This window comes from Streptomyces albospinus (assembly GCF_014648695.1).
GTDB classification, from domain to species: Bacteria; Actinomycetota; Actinomycetes; order Streptomycetales; family Streptomycetaceae; genus Streptomyces; species Streptomyces albospinus.
Genome location: NZ_BMRP01000001.1, coordinates 373,686 through 396,679 on the forward strand (window position 1 = coordinate 373,686; position 22,994 = coordinate 396,679).

The window sequence follows — 22,994 nt, forward strand, 5'->3', positions numbered from 1 at the left end:
GGTCAATGGACGACAAGCGTGCTCTTCTCTTGAAATTGCTGACCGCCGTACAGCAGCAGGCAGTTCCCGCCGCTCCGGATACTCCGGAAACCGCGGATATCGCGGTCGTCGGACTGGCCGGGCGTTACCCCTCGGCGCGCACACCGGATGAGCTGTGGCGCAATGTCGTCGACGGTGAGAACTGCATCAGTGAGGTACCCGCCGACCGCTGGGACGTGGCGGCGCACTTCCACCCCGAGGCGAAGGACGGGCGCAGCTACAGCAAGTGGGGCGGCTGGCTCTCCGACGTCGACAAGTTCGATCCGCTGCTCTTCCAGATCTCGCCGTCCGACGCCGAGGAAATGGACCCGCAGGAGCGGCTGTTCCTGGAGACGGCCTGGGCGACCATCGAGGACGCGGGATACCGGCCGCGCGGACTGACCGACGCCCATCCGGTGGGTGTCTTCGCCGGGGTGATGAACAACGACTACGAGCTGCTGGCCGGGGAGAGCAGTGCGTACGGGGTGCACACCCATGCGCGCTCCGCCCACTGGTCCATCGCGAACCGGGTCTCCTACGCCCTCGACCTGCGCGGACCGAGCCTCACCGTGGACAGCGCCTGCTCGGCCTCGCTCACCGCCATCCACCTGGCCTGCGAAAGCCTGCGGCGCGGCGAGTGCCGGATGGCGATCGCCGGCGGGGTCAACCTCATCCTGCACCCGCTCCACCTGGGGATGCTCGCCGACCGCCAGATGATCTCCCGCGGTGACCGGTGCCGGAGCTTCGGTGCCGGCGCGGACGGATTCGTCGACGGCGAAGGCGTGGGCGCCGTCCTCCTCAAACCGCTGGCCGAGGCGGAGGCCGACGGCGACCGCATCTACGCCGTCCTGAAGGGCTCCGCGCTCAACGCCGGTGGCCGGACCAGCGGTTACACCGTGCCCAACCCCTCGGCACAAGCGGAGGTGATCGGAGCCGCGCTGCGCCGGGCCCGGGTCGACCCCCGCACCGTCACCTACATCGAGGCGCACGGCACCGGCACCCCGCTCGGTGACCCGATCGAGATCGCCGGGCTGCGCGAGGCGTTCCGCGCCGGCGGCGCGGAGCGGGGCAGCTGCGCCCTCGGCTCGCTGAAGTCCAACATCGGCCACCTGGAGTCGGCCGCCGGCATCGCCGGCCTGACCAAGGTGCTGATGCAGCTCAAGCACGGTGTCCTGCCGCCCTCGCTGCACTCCGCCGAACTGAACCCGGACATCGACCTGTCCGGCACCCCCTTCCGGGTGCAGCAGGAAGCCGCGCCCTGGACCCGTCAGGTGGTGCGCGACGCGGACGGCCGGGAGCGGGAGCTGCCGCGCCGGGCCGGGATCAGCTCCTTCGGCGGCGGCGGGGCGAACGCGCATCTCGTCGTCGAGGAGTACCGGGGGAAGCGGGCGGCCACCACGGACCGCACGGGACCCGAGCTGATCGTCCTGTCCGCCCTCAGCGAGGAACGGCTGCGGGCCTACGCGGGCGAGCTCGCCGACTTCCTGGAGCGGCAGCCCGCCGACGCCGGGGCCCTCGACGCCTGCCTCACGGTGGCCGCCGAGGTCCTGCGGGTCCGGCCGGAGGACCTGGACCCGGACGCGGAACTCACCGACCACGGCTGCTCGGCCGCCGAACTGACCGCGCTGAGCGAGCGCCTGGGACGGGACACGACCGTGCTCGGCACGGCCACGCTGCGCGAACTGGCCGGCGGGAAGCCGGCGATCTCCCTCGCCGACTTCGCGCACACCCTGCGCGTCGGGCGGGAGCAGTTGGACGTCCGGCTCGCGTTCCCGGCGACCGGCCCGGACCGGGTGCGCGACGTGCTGCGGGCGGTGGCCTCCGGCGCGGAGACCGGCATCGAGCTGAACGACAGCAGCCGCACCCGCCGCGGGCTGGGCGGCGACGCGCCGGACCGCTTCGCACAGGCCCTGGTCCACGGCGATCTGGGGACCGCCGCCCGGCTGTGGACCGAGGGGGTCCAGGCGGACTGGCCCGACACCGGCGCCCGCCGGATCGGCCTGCCGACCTACCCCTTCGCCCGCAAGCGCTACTGGATCCCGCTTCCCGCACGGGAGGCGCTGCCCGCGCCGGGGACGCCGCGCGCTCCCCGGGCGGCGGGGGCCGAGCCGAGCGCCGTGGCCGAGCCCGCCCTCGCGCCGGTGGCGCCGGACGACCGGGCGCTCGGCTACTACCAGCCGGTCTGGTGCCCCGAGGAACTCGCCGCGCCGCACCCGGCGCCACCGGAGAACGGCCGGGTGGTGGTGCTCACCGCCGGCGAACCCGACGCCTTCGCCCAGGCGTTACTCCGCCACCACCCCGGAGCCGAGCTGGTCCGACTCGACCGGGACGACCCGGCGGAGGTGCTCACCGCGCCGGTGCGGCACCTCTACCACCTCGGCGGGCTGCGGCGGCCGGACGGGGTGACCGAGGGACTGCGCGACGGCGTGCTGGCGCTGTTCCGGACCCACGGTCTCGGCACCCGGCTCACCGTGGTGACCAGCGGCGCGTACGACGACAACCCGCACGCGGCGGGCATCCTGGGGTTCGCCCAGATCGTGGCCGCCGAGCGCCCGGACGCCGACGTCACCTGCATCGACGTGGCCGGCACCGATCCGCAGGCGGCACTGGCCGCGGTGCTGGTGGAGCCCCCGGACCCGGCCGGGCGGGCGGTCCTGCTGCGGGACGGCAGACGGTACGTCAGGCGTCTGATCGAGACCCCGCTGCCGGCGCCCGACCGCTCGCCCTACCGGAGCGGCGGCACCTACCTCCTGGTCGGCGGGACCGGTGGCATCGGCCGCGCGCTCTCGGAGGAGCTCGCCCGGCGGTACCGGGCCCGTCTGGTCTGGGTCAGCCGCAGCCCCCTCGGCCCCGAACAGCGGGCCACCGCCGAGCGGGTGCGCGAGGCGGGTGGACAGCTGCTGCATCTGCGCGCCGACGCCGCGGACCCGTCCGCGCTGCGTGCGGCGATGGCCGAGGCCCGGCAGCACTTCGGCGCGCTGCACGGCGTGTTCCACGCGGCCATGGCGTTCAACGCCAGCACCCTGGCCGAACTCACCGAGTCGGAGCTGCGCAGCGCGCTGGCCGCCAAGATCGACGGTTCGGTCGCGCTGACCGCCGCGCTGGCCGACGAGCCGCTGGACTTCCTGGCGTTCTTCAGCTCGGTCGGCTCCTTCGTCAGCGCCGCGGGCAACGCCGCCTACGTGGCCGCGAGCGCCTTCCAGGACTCCTACGGCCGACTGCTGTCCACCCGGCTTCCGTACCCGGTACGGGTGGTCAACTGGGGCTACTGGGGCCCGGTCGGCTCCGGAGCGCAGCCGGGCCTCCAGCAGATCTTCCGGCGCAACGGCGTCGAGTCCTTCTCGGTGCGCGAAGGGCTGGACGCCCTGGAGCGGGTGCTGGTCCACGGCCCCGTCCAGGTCATGCCGATCCGAGCGGACCGGCGGGCCCTGGAGGCACTGGGCCACCGCGCCTCGGCACTGGTCGGACGGATCGCCGAGCCGACGCCCGCAGGGCCGGGTGCCCAAGCCGTCCTCGCCGGGTACGACCGGCTCTCCGCGCTCTGCGAAACCGCGCTGCTCGACGTCTACCGGCGGATGGGCGCCTTCACCGCGCCCGGCCAGCGGGAGAGCGTGACCGGACTCGCCGACCGGCTCGGCATCGTCCCCAAGTACCGCCGGCTGCACGCGGCCCTGCTGAACATCCTCGCCGACGCCGGCCACCTGGCCGTGCGGGGAGACGCCGTCGAGGTCCTCGCGGCCGGGGCCGCCACCCCCGCGGACCGCCGGGAACGAGAGTTGGACCGGATCGCCGCCGACCACCCGGACATCACCGCCACGGTGGAGCTGACCCGGCTGTTCCTGCGGAGCTACCCGCAGGTGCTGCGGGGCGAGGTCGGTGCCACCGAGATCATGTTCCCGAACGCGTCGATGGACCTGGTGGAGGACTTCTACCGGGGCAACCCGCTCACCGACTCCTTCAACGAGCTGGTCGCCGACGCGGTCGCCGAGCACGCGCGGCGGCGGGTGCCCGAGCTCGTCGCCGACGAGCGGCTGCGCGTCGTGGAGTTCGGGGCGGGCACCGGCGCCACCACGGACCGGGTCCTGCCCGCACTGTCCCCCTGGGCCGACCGCGCCGAGTACGTCTTCACCGACATCTCGCCGCAGTTCCTGGAGGCTGCCGAGGAGCGGTTCGGCACCCGCCACCCGTTCACCCGGTTCCGCATGCTCAACCTCGAACGTCCCCTCGCCGAGCAGGGTTTCCTGCCCGGCAGTGCGGACGTCGTGGTGGCCACCAACGTCGTGCACGCCACCGGTGACCTGCGCCGCACGCTGCGCACGGCGCGGGAACTGCTGCGCCCCGGTGGGTGGCTGGTGCTCAACGAGCTGACCTCGATCCGCAGCAGCATCACCGTCACCGGCGGTGTGCTGGAGGGCTGGTGGGCGTTCACCGACCCGGAGCTGCGGCTCAAGGACGCCCCGCTGGCCACTCCGCAGACCTGGCAGCGGCTCCTGAACGAGGAGGGGTTCACCGACACCCTGGTGCTGGACCGCGGCGCGGCCCTCGGTCAGCACGTGCTCATCGGGGTCAACGCCGTACCGGCCACCGGAGCCCCGGCTGCCGCGCCGGCCGTTGCCACGGTGCCGTCACCGGCCGGGCACGCCGCCGCGGCGGGCCGGGGGCTGCTGACCCAGGTCGGCGACCTCGTCGCAGCCACCCTGAAACTGGACGAACCGGTCGACCCCGAGCGGCTGCTGTCCGACTACGGCTTCGACTCGCTCAGCGGCATGAAGATCGCGGCGGCGATCGAGGAGGAACTCGGCCTGCGGGTCCGGCTGGGCGACCTGCTCCAGCACCCCACCCTGCGCGAGTTCGCCGACCACCTCGCCGGCCTGATCGGTGACGGGCCGCTCGCCGCTCAGGGCCCGTCGCCGCAGCCCCGGCGGGAAGCGATCGCCTTCCCGCTCTCGGCGGGCCAGCGGGCGCTGAGCGTCATCGAGCGCACCGCCCCCGGCAATTACGCCTACAACCTGCCGCTGGCCTTCTGGCTCGAACCGGACACCGATGAAGCCGCCCTTCGCGCGGCGCTCCAGTCGGTGGTCGACCGGCATCCCCAGCTGCGCGCCCGGGTGACCGGTGACCAGCAGATCGTCGAACCCGCCCAGGAGCTCACCGTCGACCGGCGGCAGCTGGCCACCGGTGAGCCGGACGAGGTCCGCGAGGCGGCCCGGGCGGCGGTCCGTGAGCCCTTCGACCTGGCTCGCGGGCCGCTGCTGCGGGTCACCCTGTTCGCCCTGGCGGACGGTCGGCGGGTACTGCTTCTCACCTTCCACCACATCGTCTTCGACGGCCTGTCCATCGCCGTGTTCCTGCGCGAGCTGGCCGCGTTCTACCGGCAGTGCCCGCCCACGACCGCGCCCTCCGCGACGTTCTCCGACTTCGTCGACTGGCAGACCGGGATGCTGGGTTCGGAGCACGGTGACCGGCTGCGCGCCTACTGGCTGCGGCAGCTCTCCGGTGAGCTGCCCACGCTCCACCTGCCCCTGGACCGCCCCCGACCGGCCGTGCCGAGCTACCGGGGCGCCTCGGTCGAAGGCCGGCTGACCGTACGGCAGATCCAGGCTGCCCGCCGGCTGGCCGCCGAGGAGCGGACCTCGCTCTTCGCGGTCCTGCTCGCCGTCTACGCCGCCCTGCTGCACCGCTACTCCCAGCAGGACCGCATCCTCATCGGCACCCCCGTCGCCGGACGCCCGTCCCCGCAGTACGCCGAGGTGCTCGGCTACTTCATGAACATGGTCGTCCTCAAGCACGACATCGACCCGGAGCAGGACTTCCGGGCCCTGCTGCGCGAGGCACGGGACACCGTCCTCGCGGCACTGGAGCACAGTGACTACCCGCTCCTGACGCTCACTCAGGAACTGCGCGGGTCACGGCTCTTCGACACCGCCTTCTACTTCCAGAACTGGGTCGAGGACGACACCGACACCGCCCCGGTGTCCGGTGTGTTCCCCGGCGTCCACCAGGAAGGCGAGTTCGACGTCACGCTGGAGATCGTGGAGGAGCCCGACGGGGCCCGGTACTGCCTCAAGTACAACCCGGACCTCTTCGACGAGGACACCGTGCGGCGGCTCGGCGCGCACTTCGGCGTGCTGCTCGACTCCGCGCTGGCCGGACCGGACCAAGCCCTCGACCGCCTGCCCCTGCTGAGCGCCGACGAACGGGCCGCGGCCCAGGAGCGGCACCGGCGGGTACGGCGGGACTACCCCGAGGACCGCATCCTGCCCGCGCTGCTCGCCGAGCAGGCCCGTCGCACGCCCGAGGCGATCGCGGTGTCCGACCGGGACGGCACACTGACCTACCGGGAGCTGACGGCCCGGACCGAGGGGCTCGCCGCCCGCCTCCGGCACCGCGGAGTCGGGCCGGGGCGCCGGGTCGGCGTGCTGGTCGACCGGTCCGCGGACATGCTCGTCGCCCTGCTCGGCGTGCTCGCGGCCGGTGGCGCCTATGTGCCACTGGACCCCGACTACCCGGTCGAGCGGCTCCGGTACATGGCCGAGGACGCCGGACTTCACCTGCTACTGGTGCGCTCCCGCGGAACGCACCCCGACCTCGGCGCACCCGTGCTGCCGGTCGACGCACCGGACGACGGCACCGACGGGACCGGCGCGACCGCCGACGGACACCGGCCGGGGGAGGGCGCCGGGCCGACCGCGGACGATCCCGCGTACGTGATCTACACCTCGGGGTCGACCGGTCGCCCCAAGGGCGTCCAGGTGCCGCACCGGGCGCTGGCCAACCTCCTCCTGTCGATGGCCGAGGAGCCCGGCCTGGCGGCCGGCGACCACCTGCTGGCTCTCACCACCGTCTGCTTCGACATCGCCGCCCTGGAACTGTTCCTGCCGCTGATCACCGGCGGCCGGGTGGAGATCGTGCCCACCGAAGTCGCCCGGGACGGCGTCCTCCTGCGCCGCCTGCTCGACGCGAGCCCGGCCACCGTGGTCCAGGCCACCCCCGCCACCTGGAAGATGCTGCTCGCCGCCGGCTGGTCGGGCAGTCCCGGACTGAAGGTGCTGTGCGGGGGCGAGGCCCTCGACCAGGACACCGCCGAGCAACTGCTGGCCCGCGCCGGACAGGTGTGGAACATGTTCGGGCCGACCGAGACCACCATCTGGTCGGCCGTCTGCCGGCTCGTGCCCGGCGAGCGGGTCACCATCGGCCACCCGATCGCCAACACCCGGCTGCACGTGCTCGACACCCGGGGCCGGCCGGTGCCCGCGGGCGTGCCCGGTGAGCTGTACATCGGGGGCGCGGGCCTGGCCACCGGATATCTGGGCCGCCCGGAGCTGACCGCGGAACGGTTCGTCACCCTGGACGGCGACCGTCGCTACCGCACCGGTGACCTGGTGCGGTCACTGCCCGACGGCCGGATCGAGTACCTGGGAAGGCTCGACGCCCAGGTGAAGGTCCGTGGCTTCCGGATCGAACCGGGCGAGATCGAAGCGGTGCTGCGCACCCGGCCCGGTGTCCGCGAGGCCGTCGTGGTCGCCCGCCGCACCGCCGGTGAGAACGTCCTGCACGCCTTCCTGGTGCTCGACGACGGTGCCGCGGCACCGCACCGCGAGGCGCTGGCCGAGTGGCTGCCCGCGCACATGGTCCCGGAGGTCCTGTTCCCGGTGGCGTCGCTGCCGCAGACCCTCAACGGGAAGGTGGACCGCGGCAGGCTGACCGACGCGCCGCTGGCCGAGCTGGGCGCAGCGGCGTCGGGCGCGGCGGTCGCCCCGGAGCCCCGGGTGCGCGCGACCGGCACCGCAGAGGGCCCCGCGGTCCGTACCGCGGAGCTGACCGCACTGATCGCGGACCTCCTCGGCACGGACCCCTCGCTGGTCCCCCCGGACGTCCCGCTCGGCCAACTCGGCATGAACTCGGTCAGCTTCACCGCGCTCAGCACCCGCATCAGCGAGCGGTACGGCACCGAAGTGCTGCCGACGCTGTTCTACCGCTATCCGACGGTCGCCGCGGTGGCCGCCCACCTGGGCGCCCGCCCAGGCGACGGCCCGCGCGACGAGGCGCCGCCGGCCGGTGCCGTCCGCCCGGCTCCGGCCCGGGTGACCACCCCCGCCGAGGACTCCGCGGGTGCCGTGGCCGCGGCCGGCAGTGCCCCGGTCGGCGCCGACCGCACCGCGGCCGGTGAGATCGCGATCGTCGGCATGGCCGGCCGGCTGCCCGGCTCCGCCGATCTCACGGAGTTCTGGGAGAACTTGGAGCAGGGCAGGGACCTGGTCACCGAGATCCCCGCCGAGCGCTGGGACTGGCGCGCGCACACGGAGAGCTCCCGCTCCCGCTGGGGCGGATTCCTCTCCGGTGTGGACCGCTTCGACGCCGCCTTCTTCGGGATCTCGCCCCGCGAGGCCGAGCTGATGGACCCTCAGCAGCGCCTGCTCCTCGAAGTGGTGTGGGCGGCGTTCGAGGACGCCGGTTACCGGCCCTCGGACCTCGCGGGCAAGCGGGTCGGGGTCTTCATCGGCACCACCAACTCCGACTACACCGAGGTGCTGCGGGCCGCCGGACGGGCGGCCGAGCCGCACACCCTCACCGGCGCCGCCCAGTCGATCATTCCGAACCGCATCTCGTACCTCCTCGACCTGCGCGGCCCCAGCGTCGCGGTGGACACGGCCTGTTCCAGCTCGCTGACCGCCGTGCAGCAAGCGGTCACCGCGCTGCGCGACGGCACCTGCGACCTCGCGATCGCGGGCGGGGTCAGCCTGATCCTCGACCCGGGGCTCTACACCGCCCTCAGCCGCAACGAGATGCTCAGTGAGGACGGCCGGTGCAAGGCGTTCGACGCCTCCGCCAACGGCTATGTGCGTGGTGAGGGCGTGGGCGTGGTGGTGCTGCGGGACCACGCGGCTGCACGTCGGGACGGTGACCGGGTGGCCGCGGTGATCAAGGCGGTCGCGGTCAACCACGGTGGCCGCACCACCTCGCTCACCTCGCCCAACCCCGACGCGCAGGCCGATCTGCTCGTCGCGGCCTACCGGGCGGCGGGCATCGACCCCCGCACGGTCGGCTACATCGAGGCGCACGGCACCGGCACCGCGCTCGGCGACCCGATCGAGATCACCGGTCTGACCGAGGCGTTCGGACGGCTGCGCGGAGACACCGAGGCGACGGAGCCGAGCTGCGGCATCGGCTCGGTGAAGACCAACATCGGTCATCTGGAGGCTGCCGCGGGGATCGCCGGGCTGCTCAAGGTCGTGCTGGCCCTGCGGCACCGGACCCTCCCGGCCAGCCTGCACTTCCGCGAGCGCAACCCCTACCTCGAACTGGACGGCAGCCCGTTCGAGATCGTCGACACCACCCGGCCCTGGCCGGCACCCGCGGCCGAGGACGGCTCCCCACTGCCCCGCCGGGCGGGCGTCAGCTCCTTCGGCTTCGGCGGCGCCAACGCGCATGTGGTGGTCGAGGAGGCGCCGGCCGTGCCGCACGCTCCGCACCGCGCGGAGGAGGAGCTGTTCGTCCTGTCCGCCCGGACCGAGCGCGGTCTGCGGGAGCAGGCCCGGCGGTTGGCCGCCTTCGTCCGACGGACGAAGCCCGCGCCCGCCGACGTGGCCTTCACCCTGCGCACCGGCCGGGAGGCCATGGAGGAGCGGCTCGCCTTCGTCGCCCGTAGCCACGCCGAGCTGCTGGAACACCTTGACGCCGGAGCCGAGGGCCGGGCCGGGGCGGGGGCGTTGCGCGCCCGGGTCGCCGGTGGGCGACGCCGCACCGCGGCCTCGCGCGGCGCGGCCTGGCAGGACTTCGTCCGTGCGCTGTCGGCCGAGCGGGACCTGGTGTCGCTCGCTCAGTTGTGGACCGACGGTGCGGACGTGGACTGGTCCGCGCTGCCGCCGGCCCGCCGGCTCGGCCTGCCCACCTATCCGTTCGAGCCGACCCGGCACTGGGCCGACGCCCCGGCCCCCGCCGACGCCCCGGCCCTGACCGGTGCCCCGGCCGACGGTGCCGCGCTGTTGGACGAGAACATCTCGACGTTCGACGAAGCCGCCTTCGCCAAGCGGCTCACCGGGGCGGAGTTCTACCTCGCCGATCACCAGGTCGGCGACGAACGGGTGCTGCCCGGCGTGGTGTACCTGGAGATGGCACGGCTCGCCGGCGAGCGGGCGCACGGTGCCGCCGCGGTCCGCCGGATCGACGACGTCGTCTGGGCCGCGCCCGTCGCCCTCGCGCCCGGCCGCCACAAGGACCTGCGGGTGGTCGTGGCGCCCTCCGGAGCGTTCGAGATCGCGGGCGAGCGACCGCACGCCCGCGGCCGTGTGGTCTTCGACGCGCCCGGCACGGACGCGGCCCCGCCCCGTGAACGGATCGACCCGGCCGCGGTGCGTGACCGGTGTGCCCGGCGTCGCACCCGGCAGGAGGCCTACGCCTACTTCCGCACCCTGGGTTTCCAGTACGGTCCGGCCTTCCAGGTCATCGAGGAGCTGGCGCTCGGTGACGGCGAGGCCCTGGCCCGGCTTCGCCGCCCCGAGACCGGCGCACACCGGTTCCACCCCTCGCTCCTCGACGGAGCACTCCAGACGGCCGGCTGGCTGGTGCCGGGCTCGACACCGCACCTGCCCTACTCGATCGGGTCGGTGCAGCTCCTCGCCGAACTCCCGGCCGAGTGCCTGGTGCACGCCGAGCTGGTGGAGAGCCGCGCGGACGCCCAGCTCTTCCGCATCACCCTGGCCGCCCCCGACGGCACGGTGGTGGCACGCATCGAGCGGTTCACCCTGCGCGCCGTACCGCAGGCCGAGCCCGAGGTGCACGCCTTCGAGCCGGTGTGGCAGGAGACCGGCACCGCACCGGAGCCCGCCCCGCGGGCCGTGGCCGGTCCGCTGGCCGTCCTCGACACCGGGGACGGACGCGCCCGGGAGCTCCGGGACGAACTGGCGCGGCTCGCACCGGAATTGGCGGTGCGCGTCGGCGACGTGGGGACGGCCTCGCACGTCGTCCACCTCGCCACCGGGGACGGGCTCGACGCGGCGCTGCGCGACGGGTTCCACACGGCCCTCGATGTGTGCCGGACCCGGATCGCCGGCTCCGGCGGGCCGCTGCGCTACCTCTACGTGCACGACGACCGGGCTGGTGCCGCCGGGGCGGCACACCGCGCGCTCGACGGTTTCGCCCGATCGATCGGCCAGGAGTACCCCGAGATCCGGATGAGCGTGCTGGGCCGCACCGGCTCCGCGACCGCCTCCGTCCGGGAGCTCGCCGCACTGGTGCTCGCCGAACTCTCCGGCGGTGAACCGGAGGTGCAGACCGGTGCCGGTCGGCGCACTACCCGCGCCTGGCGCGCACTCGCCCTGCCCGAGACCGGCGCCTCGCCGCTGGCCCGGGACGGTGCCCACCTGGTCACCGGCGGCTCCGGGAAGCTGGGCCGGCTGGTCGCCGAACGGATCGCCCGGCACCCCGGCGCCCGCATCGTGCTGGTCAGCCGGTCCGCACCGGACGGGCCGCTGCCGGACGGCTGGCTGCACCTGCCGGCCGACGTCGGTGTGCGGGCCGACGTCGAGCGGGTGGTGGACGAGGCCCGGCGCCGGTTCGGGCGCATCGCCGGTGTGGTGCACGCGGCGGGCACCCTGCGGGACTCGCTGGCGCTGCACAAGAGCCGGGCGGACGCCGACGCGGTGCTCGCGCCCAAGGTGTACGGCCTGGTCCATCTCGACGAGGCGACCCGGGCGGACGACCTCGACTACTTCCTCGCGTTCGGCTCGACCGCCGCGGTGTTCGGCAACGTCGGGCAGACCGACTACGCCTTCGCCAACGGCTTCCTCGACCACTATCTGGAGCGGCGTCCCGGCCGCAGCCTGACGGTCGACTGGTCGCTCTGGCGCGACGGCGGCATGACCCTCACCGCCGAGGCCCGGCAGGGCATGTGGCGCGAGTTCGGCATGGAGCCGCTGCCCACCGGGGCCGCGCTCGACGCGCTGGAGGGCGCGCTGGCCGCCGGTGCCTCCCGGGTCCTGCTCACCGCGGGTGACCGCGGTCGGATCACCGAGGCCTTGCGCCGGCGCCCCGCCGAGCCACTGCCGCAGGCGGCGCCCGCGGCGGCCGGGCCGGACACGGACGACGGTGCGCTGCGTCCCGCCGCCGTCGCGTTCCTGCGCGAACTGCTGGCCGCCGAGTTGAAGATGCCGCTGGACGATGTCGCGGAGGACGAGCCGTTCGACCACTACGGTGTCGACTCGCTGCTGGTGCTGAGCCTCACCCGAGCCCTGGAGGAGCGCTTCGGCCCGCTGTCCAAGACGCTGTTCTTCGAGTACCTGACGGTCGCGGAGCTGGCCGGGTACCTGGTCGAGCGACACCCCGCCGAGGTGCGTGACCTGGCGGTCCCCCGGCCGGCGCCCGCATCGCCCGCCCAGGCCGCGGACGTCGAAGCCGCCGCCGATCCGGTTTCGGCGGACCCGGCCGCGAGCACGGCCGTGGTCCCCGCCGCGGCCGTGCCCGGTCCGGTCGTGCACGCCACCGTGCCGGGCCCCGACCCCGCCGACGACGAGATCGTGATCGTCGGGGTGGCCGGCCGCTACCCGCAGGCCGACGACCTGTGGCAGTTCTGGCGCAATCTGCGCGCCGGCAGGGACTGCGTCGAGGAGGTGCCGAAGGACCGCTGGGACCACGACCGGTTCTACGACCCGGACCGTGACGCCCCCGGCAAGACGTATGCCAAGTGGGGCGGTTGGCTCTCCGACGTGGCGTCGTTCGACCCGATGTTCTTCCGCATGTCCCAGGTGGAGGCGGAGCACATCGACCCGCAGGAGCGGATCTTCCTGCAAACGGTGTGGCACCTCCTTGAGGACGCGGGCACGTCCCGGGCGGCGCTGTCCACGGTCCGCACCGGCGTCTTCGTCGGCCTGATGTACGGCCACTACCAGCTGTACGGCGTCGAGGAGGCCCTGCGGGGTGACGGCGCGGCCACCTCGTCGTCGTACGCCTCGGTGGCCAACCGGGTGTCCTACTTCTTCGACTTCGACGGTCCGAGCATCGCCCTCGACACCATGTGCTCGTCCTCGCTCACCGCCCTGCACCTGGCCTGCCGGGCGATCCGGGACGGGGACTGCGAGGTGGCGGTGGCCGGCGGCGTCAACGTCTCCAGCCACCCGCTGAAGTACCTCCAACTCGCCAAGGGCGGCTTCCTGTCCACCGACGGCCGGTGCCGCAGCTTCGGTGAGGGCGGCGACGGCTACGTGCCCGCCGAGGGCGCCGGGGCGGTGCTGCTCAAGCGGCGCTCCGCGGCCGAGGCGGCCGGTGACCGCATCCTCGCCGTGGTCAGGTCCACGGCGGTGAACCACGGCGGGGCCGGAAAGGGCTTCAGCGTGCCCAACCCCCGCTCGCAGGGGGTGATGATCGGCGAGGCGCTGGCCCGGGCCGGTCTGACGCCTGCGGAACTGGACTACCTGGAGGCGCACGGCACCGGCACCTCACTCGGCGACCCGGTGGAGATCAGCGGCCTGGTCCGGGCTTTCCAGGGACACGACCTGGACGGCGTGCGCATCCCGATCGGCTCGGTGAAGTCGAACATCGGCCACGCCGAGTCGGCCGCGGGCATGGCCGCGCTGACCAAGGTCCTGCTCCAGATGCGGCACCAGGAGCTGGTGCCCTCGCTGCACTCCGAACGCCTCAACCCCCACCTCGACCTGGACGCCACCCCCTTCCGACTACAGCGCGAACCCGCCCCCTGGGCGCCGCGCGTCGACGCCGCGGGCCGCCCGCTGCCCCGCACCGCCGGCATCAGCGCGTTCGGCGCGGGCGGCAGCAATGCCCATGTGATCCTGGAGGAGTTCGTGTCACCGACGCAGTCCCCCGCGGTGGAGCCGCCGTACGTCTGCGTGCTCTCCGCGCGCGACGCGGAGCGGCTCACCGAACACACCACGCGGCTGGCGGAGTTCCTCCGCGGTGACGGGCGGGAGGCGCACCCCGCCGCGCTCGCCACGACGCTCCAGACCCGTGAGCCGATGGCCCACCGTCTCGCCGTGGTCTTCGACGGCGTGGCCGATCTCGTGGACGCGCTCGACCGGCACCTGGCCGGCGCGCCCGCACCGGAGGTCCTGACCGGCACCGCGGCCCGCTCCGCCGCACCGGCCGCGGACCACACCCCGCGGGAACTGGCCGCCGCCTGGGTCCGCGGTGCGCGGATCGACTGGCCCGACGGCGGTCCGCGGATCGCGCTGCCCGGCTACCCGTTCGCCCGTGAACGCTGCTGGCTGCCCGCCGCCGACGCGGTGCGCACCCGGCCCGTGCCGCCTTCGACACCCGAGGACGCCCCGCTGCGCGGCGAGGTGCTGCTCTCCACCGACACCCCGGTCATCGCCGGGCACCAGGTGCAGGGCCGGTTCCTGCTGCCCGCGTTGGCCTACCCCGACCTCATCGCGGGGGTGTTCCGCGACCAGGGGCACCCGGTCGGTCGGGTGGCGGTCCGCAACCTCACCGCGCTACGGCCGCTGGACGTCACCGACGGACCGGTGACCGCGGAGGTCCGCTGCACCCCGGCCGGGCCCGACCGCTGGCAGGTCGCCGTGACCGACGGCCGGCCCTATGCCACGGCCGAGGTCGAGGTGACCGGTCCGCCGGTCTTCCGGGAACGGCTGGCGCACCACCCGCACGACACCCCCCGGCCGCTGGCCGAGACGTACGACCGGGATGCCGGCAACGGCCAGCACTACCGCGGCGCGGCACGCGCCGACGGCCTGGTCCGCGTCGACCAGGAGCAGCTGACCGCCGAACTCACCGCCGGACCGGGCGACTTCCTGGTCCACCCGGCCCTGCTGCTCGGCGGGGCGGTCGCGGCCGGCGCGCTGCTCGACACCGACGGCCGGGCCTTCCTGCCGGTGCACCTGTCCTCGTTCCGCACGACCGGACCCCTGACCGGGCGCTGCACGGCCCGGGTACGCCGCTCCTCGGTGAGCCGCCGCGGCGAGGTCGTCCGGCTCTCCGTGGACTTCTTCGACCCGGAGGGCCGTCAAGTGGCCGAGTTGTCGGACCTGTCCAGCAAGGCCGTGGCGCCCGACGCCGGTGCGGCGGAACCGGGCGTGCCGGCCGCCGCCGGGGGAACGCTCCCCGACGCGTCCGCGGCCGACCGCGCGCAGGACTTCCTGCGGCGGTTGCTGGCCGAACGCCTGGGCCGCGACCCGCAGTCGATACCGGTGACCTCCGGCTACTACGAACTGGGCATCGACTCGGTGCAGGTGCTGGGCCTGGTCGAAGCGGTGCAGGACGCCGTGGGCGAGGAACTGGCCCCCACGCTGCTCTTCGAATACACCACGGTCCGCGACCTGGCGGCCCATCTGGCCGAGCGGTTCCCGCACGCGTTCGCCGCCGCCGGCGACCCGGTGCGGAACCATCCGCGGAACACGCCCGCGGACGGATTGAGCCGGCTCAGGGAGACCACCCGCATCCCCGCCGCCCCGGCCCCGGCCGCCCTGTCCGCAGACGAACTCGACCGCTTGATCGCCGGCCGTCTGCTGGAGCGGCTCCGTGCCGCCGGCGCGTTCTCGCAGGGGCGCACCGAATCCGTGGCCGGGCTGGCCCTGCGGATGTCCGTCCTGGACAAGTACCGGCGCTGGCTGGACGAGGCCGCGCGGCTGCTCACCGCCGCGGGCCTGACCCGGCTGGACGACGGCGTCCTGGAACTGGCGGCCGGGCAGTCCCCGGCGCACGACACCGCATGGCCGGCGGTCCGCGCACGCTTCGCGTCCGACCCGTACTGGAACGCGCAGCTCTCCCTGGTCGAGGAGTGCATCGAGCAGCTGCCCCGGATCCTGTCCGGCGCGGTGCCCGCGACGGACGTGTTGTTCCCCGGCGGCTCCATGGCCAAGCTCACCGCGGTCTACCAGGGCAACGCGGTCGCCGACCGGCTCAACGACGTGGTCGCCGAGGTGACCGCGGCGGCGGTGCGCGAGCGTCTCGCCGACGGCACCCGGGCCACCGTGCGCCTCGCCGAGGTCGGCGCCGGCACCGGCGGCACCACCGCCGTCGTCCTGCCCCGCCTCGACGCCCACGCGGACCGCGTCGAGTACTGGTACACCGATCTCTCCCCGGCCTTCCTGGACCAGGCGGAGCGCCGCTTCGGCCCCGGCCGCGCGTACCTGCGCTACGGCCGCTGGAACGTCGAACAGCCGGGCGCGGGCGAGCAGTTGACGGGCGGCGACTGCGACGTGATCGTGGCGACCAACGTGCTGCACGCCACCCAGGACATCCGCCTCGTCCTGCGCAACCTGGCCGCCGCGCTGCGCCCGGGCGGCGTCCTCGTCATCAACGAGGTCACCCGCAAATCCGCGGTGCTCACGCTGACCTTCGGCCTGCTGGACGGCTGGTGGCGCTACGACGACGAGGACGTCCGCATTCCCGGGGCACCGATCCTCACCGCGGCCGGATGGCAGCAGGCGCTCCAGGAAGCCGGCTACGACGAGGTGTGGCGCCCGGTCGCCGAACCGGACGCGTTCGGCGAGGTGTTCGCCGCGCACCGGCGGCCGGCCGGTGTCCCCGCACCCGAGGGCACCCGTCTGCTGACCCGGGAGTGGGCGCCCGCCGAGGTCACCCGCGGCCGGCCGCCGACTGCGGTGGCCGTACTCGGCACCGGGCCGGCCGCCCGCCGCCTCGCCGCCGCGCTGCCGGGTGCGGAACCGGTCGGGTCCGCGGCGGACCTCGACGACCGGTTCGACGCGCTGGTCGACCTCGGTGGCGTCGAGCTCGCGGACTGGCTGCCGGTGCTCCAGCGGATGACCGGACGCCCGGCGCTGCTGCTCGGCGTGGGAACAGGGGACGCCCGGGCCGGGCTCTACCGGATGCTCCAGAGCGAGTACGGCCGGGTCCGTTCCCGCTACCTGGAGGCGGACCCCGCCGACCCCGGGCTGCCCGGGCTGCTCGCCCGCGAACTGGCCGACGGCGGCGACGAATGCGAGGTCACCTACCGGGACGGCACGCGTCACCGGGCCGTGCTCGCCGAGCTCCCGGCCACCGCCGGCGCCCCGGTCCGCTTCCCGGCCGACGAGCCGCTGCTGATCACCGGCGGCACCCGGGGTATCGGCCTGGCGCTCGCCCGGCACGCCGTCGACGCCTGGGGAGCCCGCACCCTCGTCCTGACCGGGCGTGAGCAACTGCCGCCGCGCGGGGACTGGGACGCGTACGGCGCGGACACGGCGCTCGGGCGGAAGCTCGGCGGACTGCGGGCGCTGGAGCGCGACGGGGTCCGGCTGAAGGTCCTCTCGCTGCCCCTGGGGGAGGACGCCGCCGCGGTCCGGGAGGCGCTGGCCGGGATCCGGCGGGAGTACGGGCCGATCGGCGGTGTGCTGCACGCCGCGGGGCTCGTCGACCGGGACAACCTCGCCTTCGTCGGCAAGCCGACCGAGGCGGTGCGGGCGGTGCTCGCGCCGAAGGTGGCCGGAGTCGACGCCCTGGTGGACGCGCTCGCCGGGGACCCGCTGCGGTTCTGTGTGCTGTTCTCGTCGGTCGCCTCGATGGTCCCCGCCGCGGCGGTCGGGCAGAGCGACTACGCGATGGCCAACGCGCACCTGGACGCCGTCGCCCGCCGCGCGCCCCACGGGCTGCCCCTGGTGAGTGTGGCCTGGCCCAGCTGGCGGGGGGTGGGCATGGGCAGCGAGCGGCCCGGGCCCGGCTACCAGGCCACTGGTCTCGGCGAACTCTCCGAGACCGAGGGGTTGCAACTGCTCGACCACATCCTGTCCACCGGCGCCGGACCGGTGGTCCTGCCGGCGATCGTCGCCGCCGACTGGACGCCGCACACCCTGCGCCACCGCCGGCCGGACGCCCCGGCGGCGCCCCGCCCCGCCGGGGCGGCACCGGCCGCCGCGCGGGACGGCGGTGCGCCGGCAGGGGGGACCGGGGAGGAGGCGAAGGCGGCCGAGTCCTGGCTGCTCGACCTGCTCGCCGAGCAACTGGGCTTCGGCCGCGAGCGACTGGCGGCCGACGTGCCGATCGCCGACTACGGCACCGACTCGATCATGATGGTGCAGATCCTGCGCCGGGTCGGCGGGGAGCTGGGCGTCGAGCTCGACCCGTCGGTCCTCCTGGAGCACCCCACCGTGGATGCCTTCGTCGGCTGGCTGGCCACCCACCACGGCCCGGCCCTGGGACGGGCCTTCGGCACGGCACCGGCGGCGCAGGCCCCGCCGGGCCCCGCCCGCCGGGCCGTTGCCGCCACCCCCGCCGCCCCTGCCGCCGTCACGGCCGTCGCGGAGCCCGCCACCGTGCCGGCACCACGCCGGCCGGCGCCCGACGACGGGCCGTTCGACGTCGCGGTCATCGGCATGTCGGGCCGCTTCCCCGGCGCCCCCGACCTGGACGCCTACTGGCGACTGCTCAGCGAGGGACGCTCGGCGATCGCCCCGGTGCCCGCCCGGCGTTGGGGCGGTGAGACCGGATACACCGCGGGCCTGATCGACCTCGACGGATTCGACCCCGCGCACTTCCACCTCTCCGACGGCGACGCCGCCGCGATGGACCCGCAGGCGCTGCTGCTGCTGGAAGAGACCCTGTTCGCCTTCTGCGACGCCGGCTACACCCCTGCCGAGCTGAAGGGCCGGGAGATCGGCGTCTACGTGGGCGGCCGTACCCGCCACGCCCCGGACGACGTGACGTTGGGCCGCAGCCGCAACCCGATCGTCGCGATCGGCCAGAACTACCTGGCCGCCAACCTCTCCCACTACTTCGACCTGCGCGGTCCCAGCACGGTCGTGGACACCGCCTGCTCCTCCGCGCTCGTCGCCCTGCACCACGCCGTCCAGGCCATGCGCTCCGGCGACGCCGAGGCGGCCGTGGTCGCCGGCGTCACCCTGCTCCCCAACGCCGACGGGCACCGGCTGTTCGACCGGCGCGGACTGCTCAACACCGCACCGGAGTTCCACGCGTTCGACCGGCGGGCCAGCGGCTTCACGCCCGCCGAGGGCGTCGGCGTGCTCCTGCTCAAGCCGCTCGCCGCCGCCGAGGCCGACGGCGACCGGATCCACGCGGTGGTCAAGGCGGTGGCGGTCAACAACGACGGCCGGACCGCCGGACCGGCCACGCCCAACCCCGCCGCACAGCAGCGGGTGATGGCCCGTGCGCTGGCGCGGGCCGGGGTCGCCCCCGACGACGTCACCCACATCGAGACCCACGCGGCCGGATCCCAGGTCCCGGACCTGATCGAGCTGAAGGCGATCGCCGCCGTCTACCGCCCGGACTCCGACACCCCCTGCACGCTCGGCTCGGTCAAGCCCAACATCGGTCATCCGCAGTGCGCGGAGGGCATCGCCGGCGTCCTCAAGACCGTCCTGATGCTGCGCAACCGCCAGATCGTGCCGTTCCTCAGCGGCCAGCAGCCGCTTGCGCACTTCGACTTCGACGCGGTGCCGCTGCGGTTCGCGCACACGCTCACGCCCTGGCCGGACGCGCCGCGCGTCGCCGCGGTCTCCAGCTTCGCCGACGGCGGCACCAACGCCCACGCCATCCTGGCCGGCCGGAGCGACGGCGCGGGCGCGACGCGTCAACCGCTGGCCCGCCCGCGGTTGCAGCGGCGCCGGTTGCCCTCCGCGCGGACCGAGCGGTTCGCGATCGTCGGGATGGCCGGGCACTACCCCGGCGCCGCGGACCTCGCGGCCTTCTGGGAGAACCTCAAGGCGGGCCGGGACAGTGTGACCGAGGTGCCGGCCGGACGCTGGACACCCGCCGGGGGAACCGAGTCCCGCTGGGGCGGGTTCCTCGACGACGTCGACCGGTTGGACGCCGACTTCTTCCGGATCTCCCGCCCGGAGGCGGAGATCACCGACCCGCAGGAGCGCTGGTTCCTGCGGACCTGCTGGGAGGCGATCGAGGACGCCGGGTACACCCCGGCCACCCTCGCGGAGGCCAAGGGCCCGGACCGGCGCCGCGCGGTCGGCGTGTTCGCCGGGACCATGCACAAGGACTACACCCTGGTGGCGGCGGAGGCGGCCTCGCCGGTTCCGCTGAGCCTCAACCAGGGACAGATCGCCAACCGGGTCTCCTTCTTCTGCGACTTCCACGGTCCGAGTCTGACGGTGGACACCCTCTGCTCCTCGTCGCTCACCGCGCTGCACCTGGCGGTGGAGAGTCTGCGCCGCCGGGAGTGCGAGGTGGCCATCGCGGGCGGCGTCAACCTCTCGCTGCACCCCGGCAAGTACCGCACCTACGGCGCGGTCGGCATGCACTCCTCGGACGGCCGCTGCCGTTCCTTCGGCGAGGGCGGGGACGGGTACGTGTCCGCGGAAGGCGTCGGCGCGGTCGTCCTCAAGCCGCTCGCCGCCGCCGAGGCCGACGGCGACCACATCTACGCCGTGGTCGCCGGGTCCGCGGTCAACCACGCCGGCGCGGTCAGCGGGTTCAGTGTGCCCAGCCCGGTCGGCCAGGCCGCCGTGATCTCCGCCGCGCTCGCCGCGGCGGACGTCGACGCGCGGTCCATCGGCTACGTGGAGGCGCACGGCACCGGCACCTCGCTGGGCGACCCGATCGAGATCCGGGGTCTGGCCACCGCCTTCGGCAGGGATACCGAGGACACCGGGTTCTGCGCCCTGGGGTCGGTGAAGTCCAACATCGGGCACGCGGAGTCCGCGGCCGGCATCGCGGGCCTGACCAAGGCGGCCCTGCAACTGCACCACCGCACCCTGGTGCCCTCGCTGCACGCACAGACCGTCAACCCGCTGCTCGGCCTGGACGGCACGCCGTTCCGGCTTCAGCGTGCGACCGAGGCGTGGCCCGCGCCGGCCCGGGGCCCGCGGCGCGCCGGACTGAGCTCCTTCGGGGCCACCGGAGCCAATGCCCACGTCGTCCTGGAGGAGTACGTGCCGGCCACCGCGGCCCTCGCAGGTGCCACCGGCGGACCGGCTGAACCCGTCGTCGTGCCGCTCTCCGCCCGCGGCGAGGACCGACTGCGGGAGATGGCCGCCCGACTCGCCGACGCGCTCGGCACGGACGGTGGCCGGCCGCTGCGCGATGTCGCGTACACCCTCCAGAACGGCCGGGTCGAGTTCGCCGTCCGCGTCGCCTTTGTGGCGCACACCACCGAAGAACTCCGCGGCCAGCTGGCGGAGTTCGCCCGCCACGGGGTGCGTCCGACGCTGCCCGGGACCGAGCCCCACGACACGGCCCGGCGCTGGGCCGACGGCACCCCGGTGGACTGGGACGTCCTGTGGGGAGCGGACCGTCCGCGCCGGGTCGGCCTGCCCGCCTACCCGTTCGCCGGAGACCGCCACTGGGTGCCCACCGCCCCGGCGGACCGCCCGGCGGACGCGCCCGGCACCACACCGGACCGGCTGCCCACCGACCGGGCGGACCGCCCGGTGGACGCGCCCGGTACCGCGCCGGTCGTCCCGCCGGAGGGACTGCTCACCGTGCCGCGTTGGGTGGTGTCGGAGGCGGCGCCTGCCGCGGGGCCGGCACCGCGCCGGGTGCTGGTCGTCGCCGACGCGTCGGGCGCCGCGCTCGGTACGGCACTGGCCGACCACTACCGGGGCGTCCACGGAACCGCCGACGTGACCGAGCGCCCGCTCGACGACGCCTTCGCCTGGGACGGACCGGCACCCGACCGGGTCCACCTCGTCGTCGGCCCGGGCCCGCTCGGCCCGGACACCGGGTCCACCTCCGAACTCGCCCTGCTCCGCCTGGTCAAGGCCCTCCGGCGCGGCGACCCGGCGGGGCGGACGGACCTGTCCGTGGTCACCCAGGACACGCAGTCGGTCGAGGGGGAGCACAGCGCGGCGCGCGGAGCGGGCCTGGCGGGACTCGTCTACTTCCTGGCCCGCGAATCCGGCCGGTTCGCGGTGCGGAACCTCGATGTGTCGGGCGCCGATCTGGCGACGCCCGACGGCCGCGCCGCGGTGGCCGCCGCGGTGGCCACCGAGCCCCCGGCCCCGGCCGGTGACCTCATCGCGCTGCGTGCGGGACGCCGGTACCGGCAGGAGGTCGTCCCGGTGGCGCCGTCCGAGGCGGCGCAGGCCGGACTGCCGGGCATCCGCCCGGGCGGCCACTACGTCCTGGTCGGCGGCAGCGGGTTCGTGGGACGCATCGTCAGCCGCCACCTGATCGACCGGTACGACGCCAAGGTGGTCTGCGTGGGGCGCCGGCCGCAGACCGACCCCGCGGTGCGGATGGCCCTGCACGACGACCGCATCGGCTACGTCCAGGCGGACGTCACCGATCCGCGGCAGGCCCGGCAGGCCATCGCCGGGGCGAAGGCCCTGCTCGGGGAGGTCCACGGGGTGTTGTTCGCCGGCGCCACCCGGATCACCGGGGCACCGGGTGCCCTCGCCGATCTCGGCGAGGAAGAGTTCCGTGCGCACTACGAGGTGAAGGCGGCCGGCGCCCGTCACGTCTACGAGGCGGTGGCGGACGAGCAGTTGGACTTCCTCTGCTACTTCTCCTCGGCCCAGGCCTTCGCCTTCGGCGGGGCTGGCACCCACGCCGCCTACGCGGCCGGGATCACGTTCGCCGACGCGTTCGCCCGGTCCGCCGCCCGGACCGCCGCGTTCCCGGTCGGGGTCGTCAACTGGGGCGCCTGGCGGGCCTCGTTCGGCGAGGCGGCACGGGACTACCCGACGCTGGGCTTCCTCGACGACGCCGAAGGAGCCGCCTGCTTCGACACCGCGGTGCGGTTGCTGCGCGCGGACCGGTACCGCCAGGTCATCGCGATGCGCGCGCCGGCGGTCCGCGCCGCGGCACCGGCCGGGCGGCGCGCCGACGGCCCGTCCGGGAGCGCCGACCGGCGCCCGGAGCTCCGGCGGCTGCTGGTGGCGCGGCTCGCCCGGACGCTGCGGGTGCCGCAGGAGGATCTGTCGCCCTCGACGGCCTTCGCCGATCTGGGCGTCGACTCGATCACCGGCTCGACGTTCGTCACGCAGATCGCCGAGGAACTGGGCGTAGAGCTCAACGCCGCCGCCCTGTACGAGTACTCGTCCGTCGACCGGCTGGCCGACCACCTGAGCGGCCTGCTCGACCCGGTCGGCACGCAACCGGAG

The 22,994-nt window shown here is 74.7% G+C and carries 1 protein-coding gene; it reads left to right on the forward strand.

Annotated elements, in window-relative coordinates; translation table 11 throughout:
* Positions 1–29 precede the first annotated feature (29 nt).
* Positions 30–22,994: non-ribosomal peptide synthetase (locus IEZ17_RS01895; RefSeq protein WP_189295603.1), on the forward strand; the 22,965-nt coding region annotated here is incomplete at its 3' end.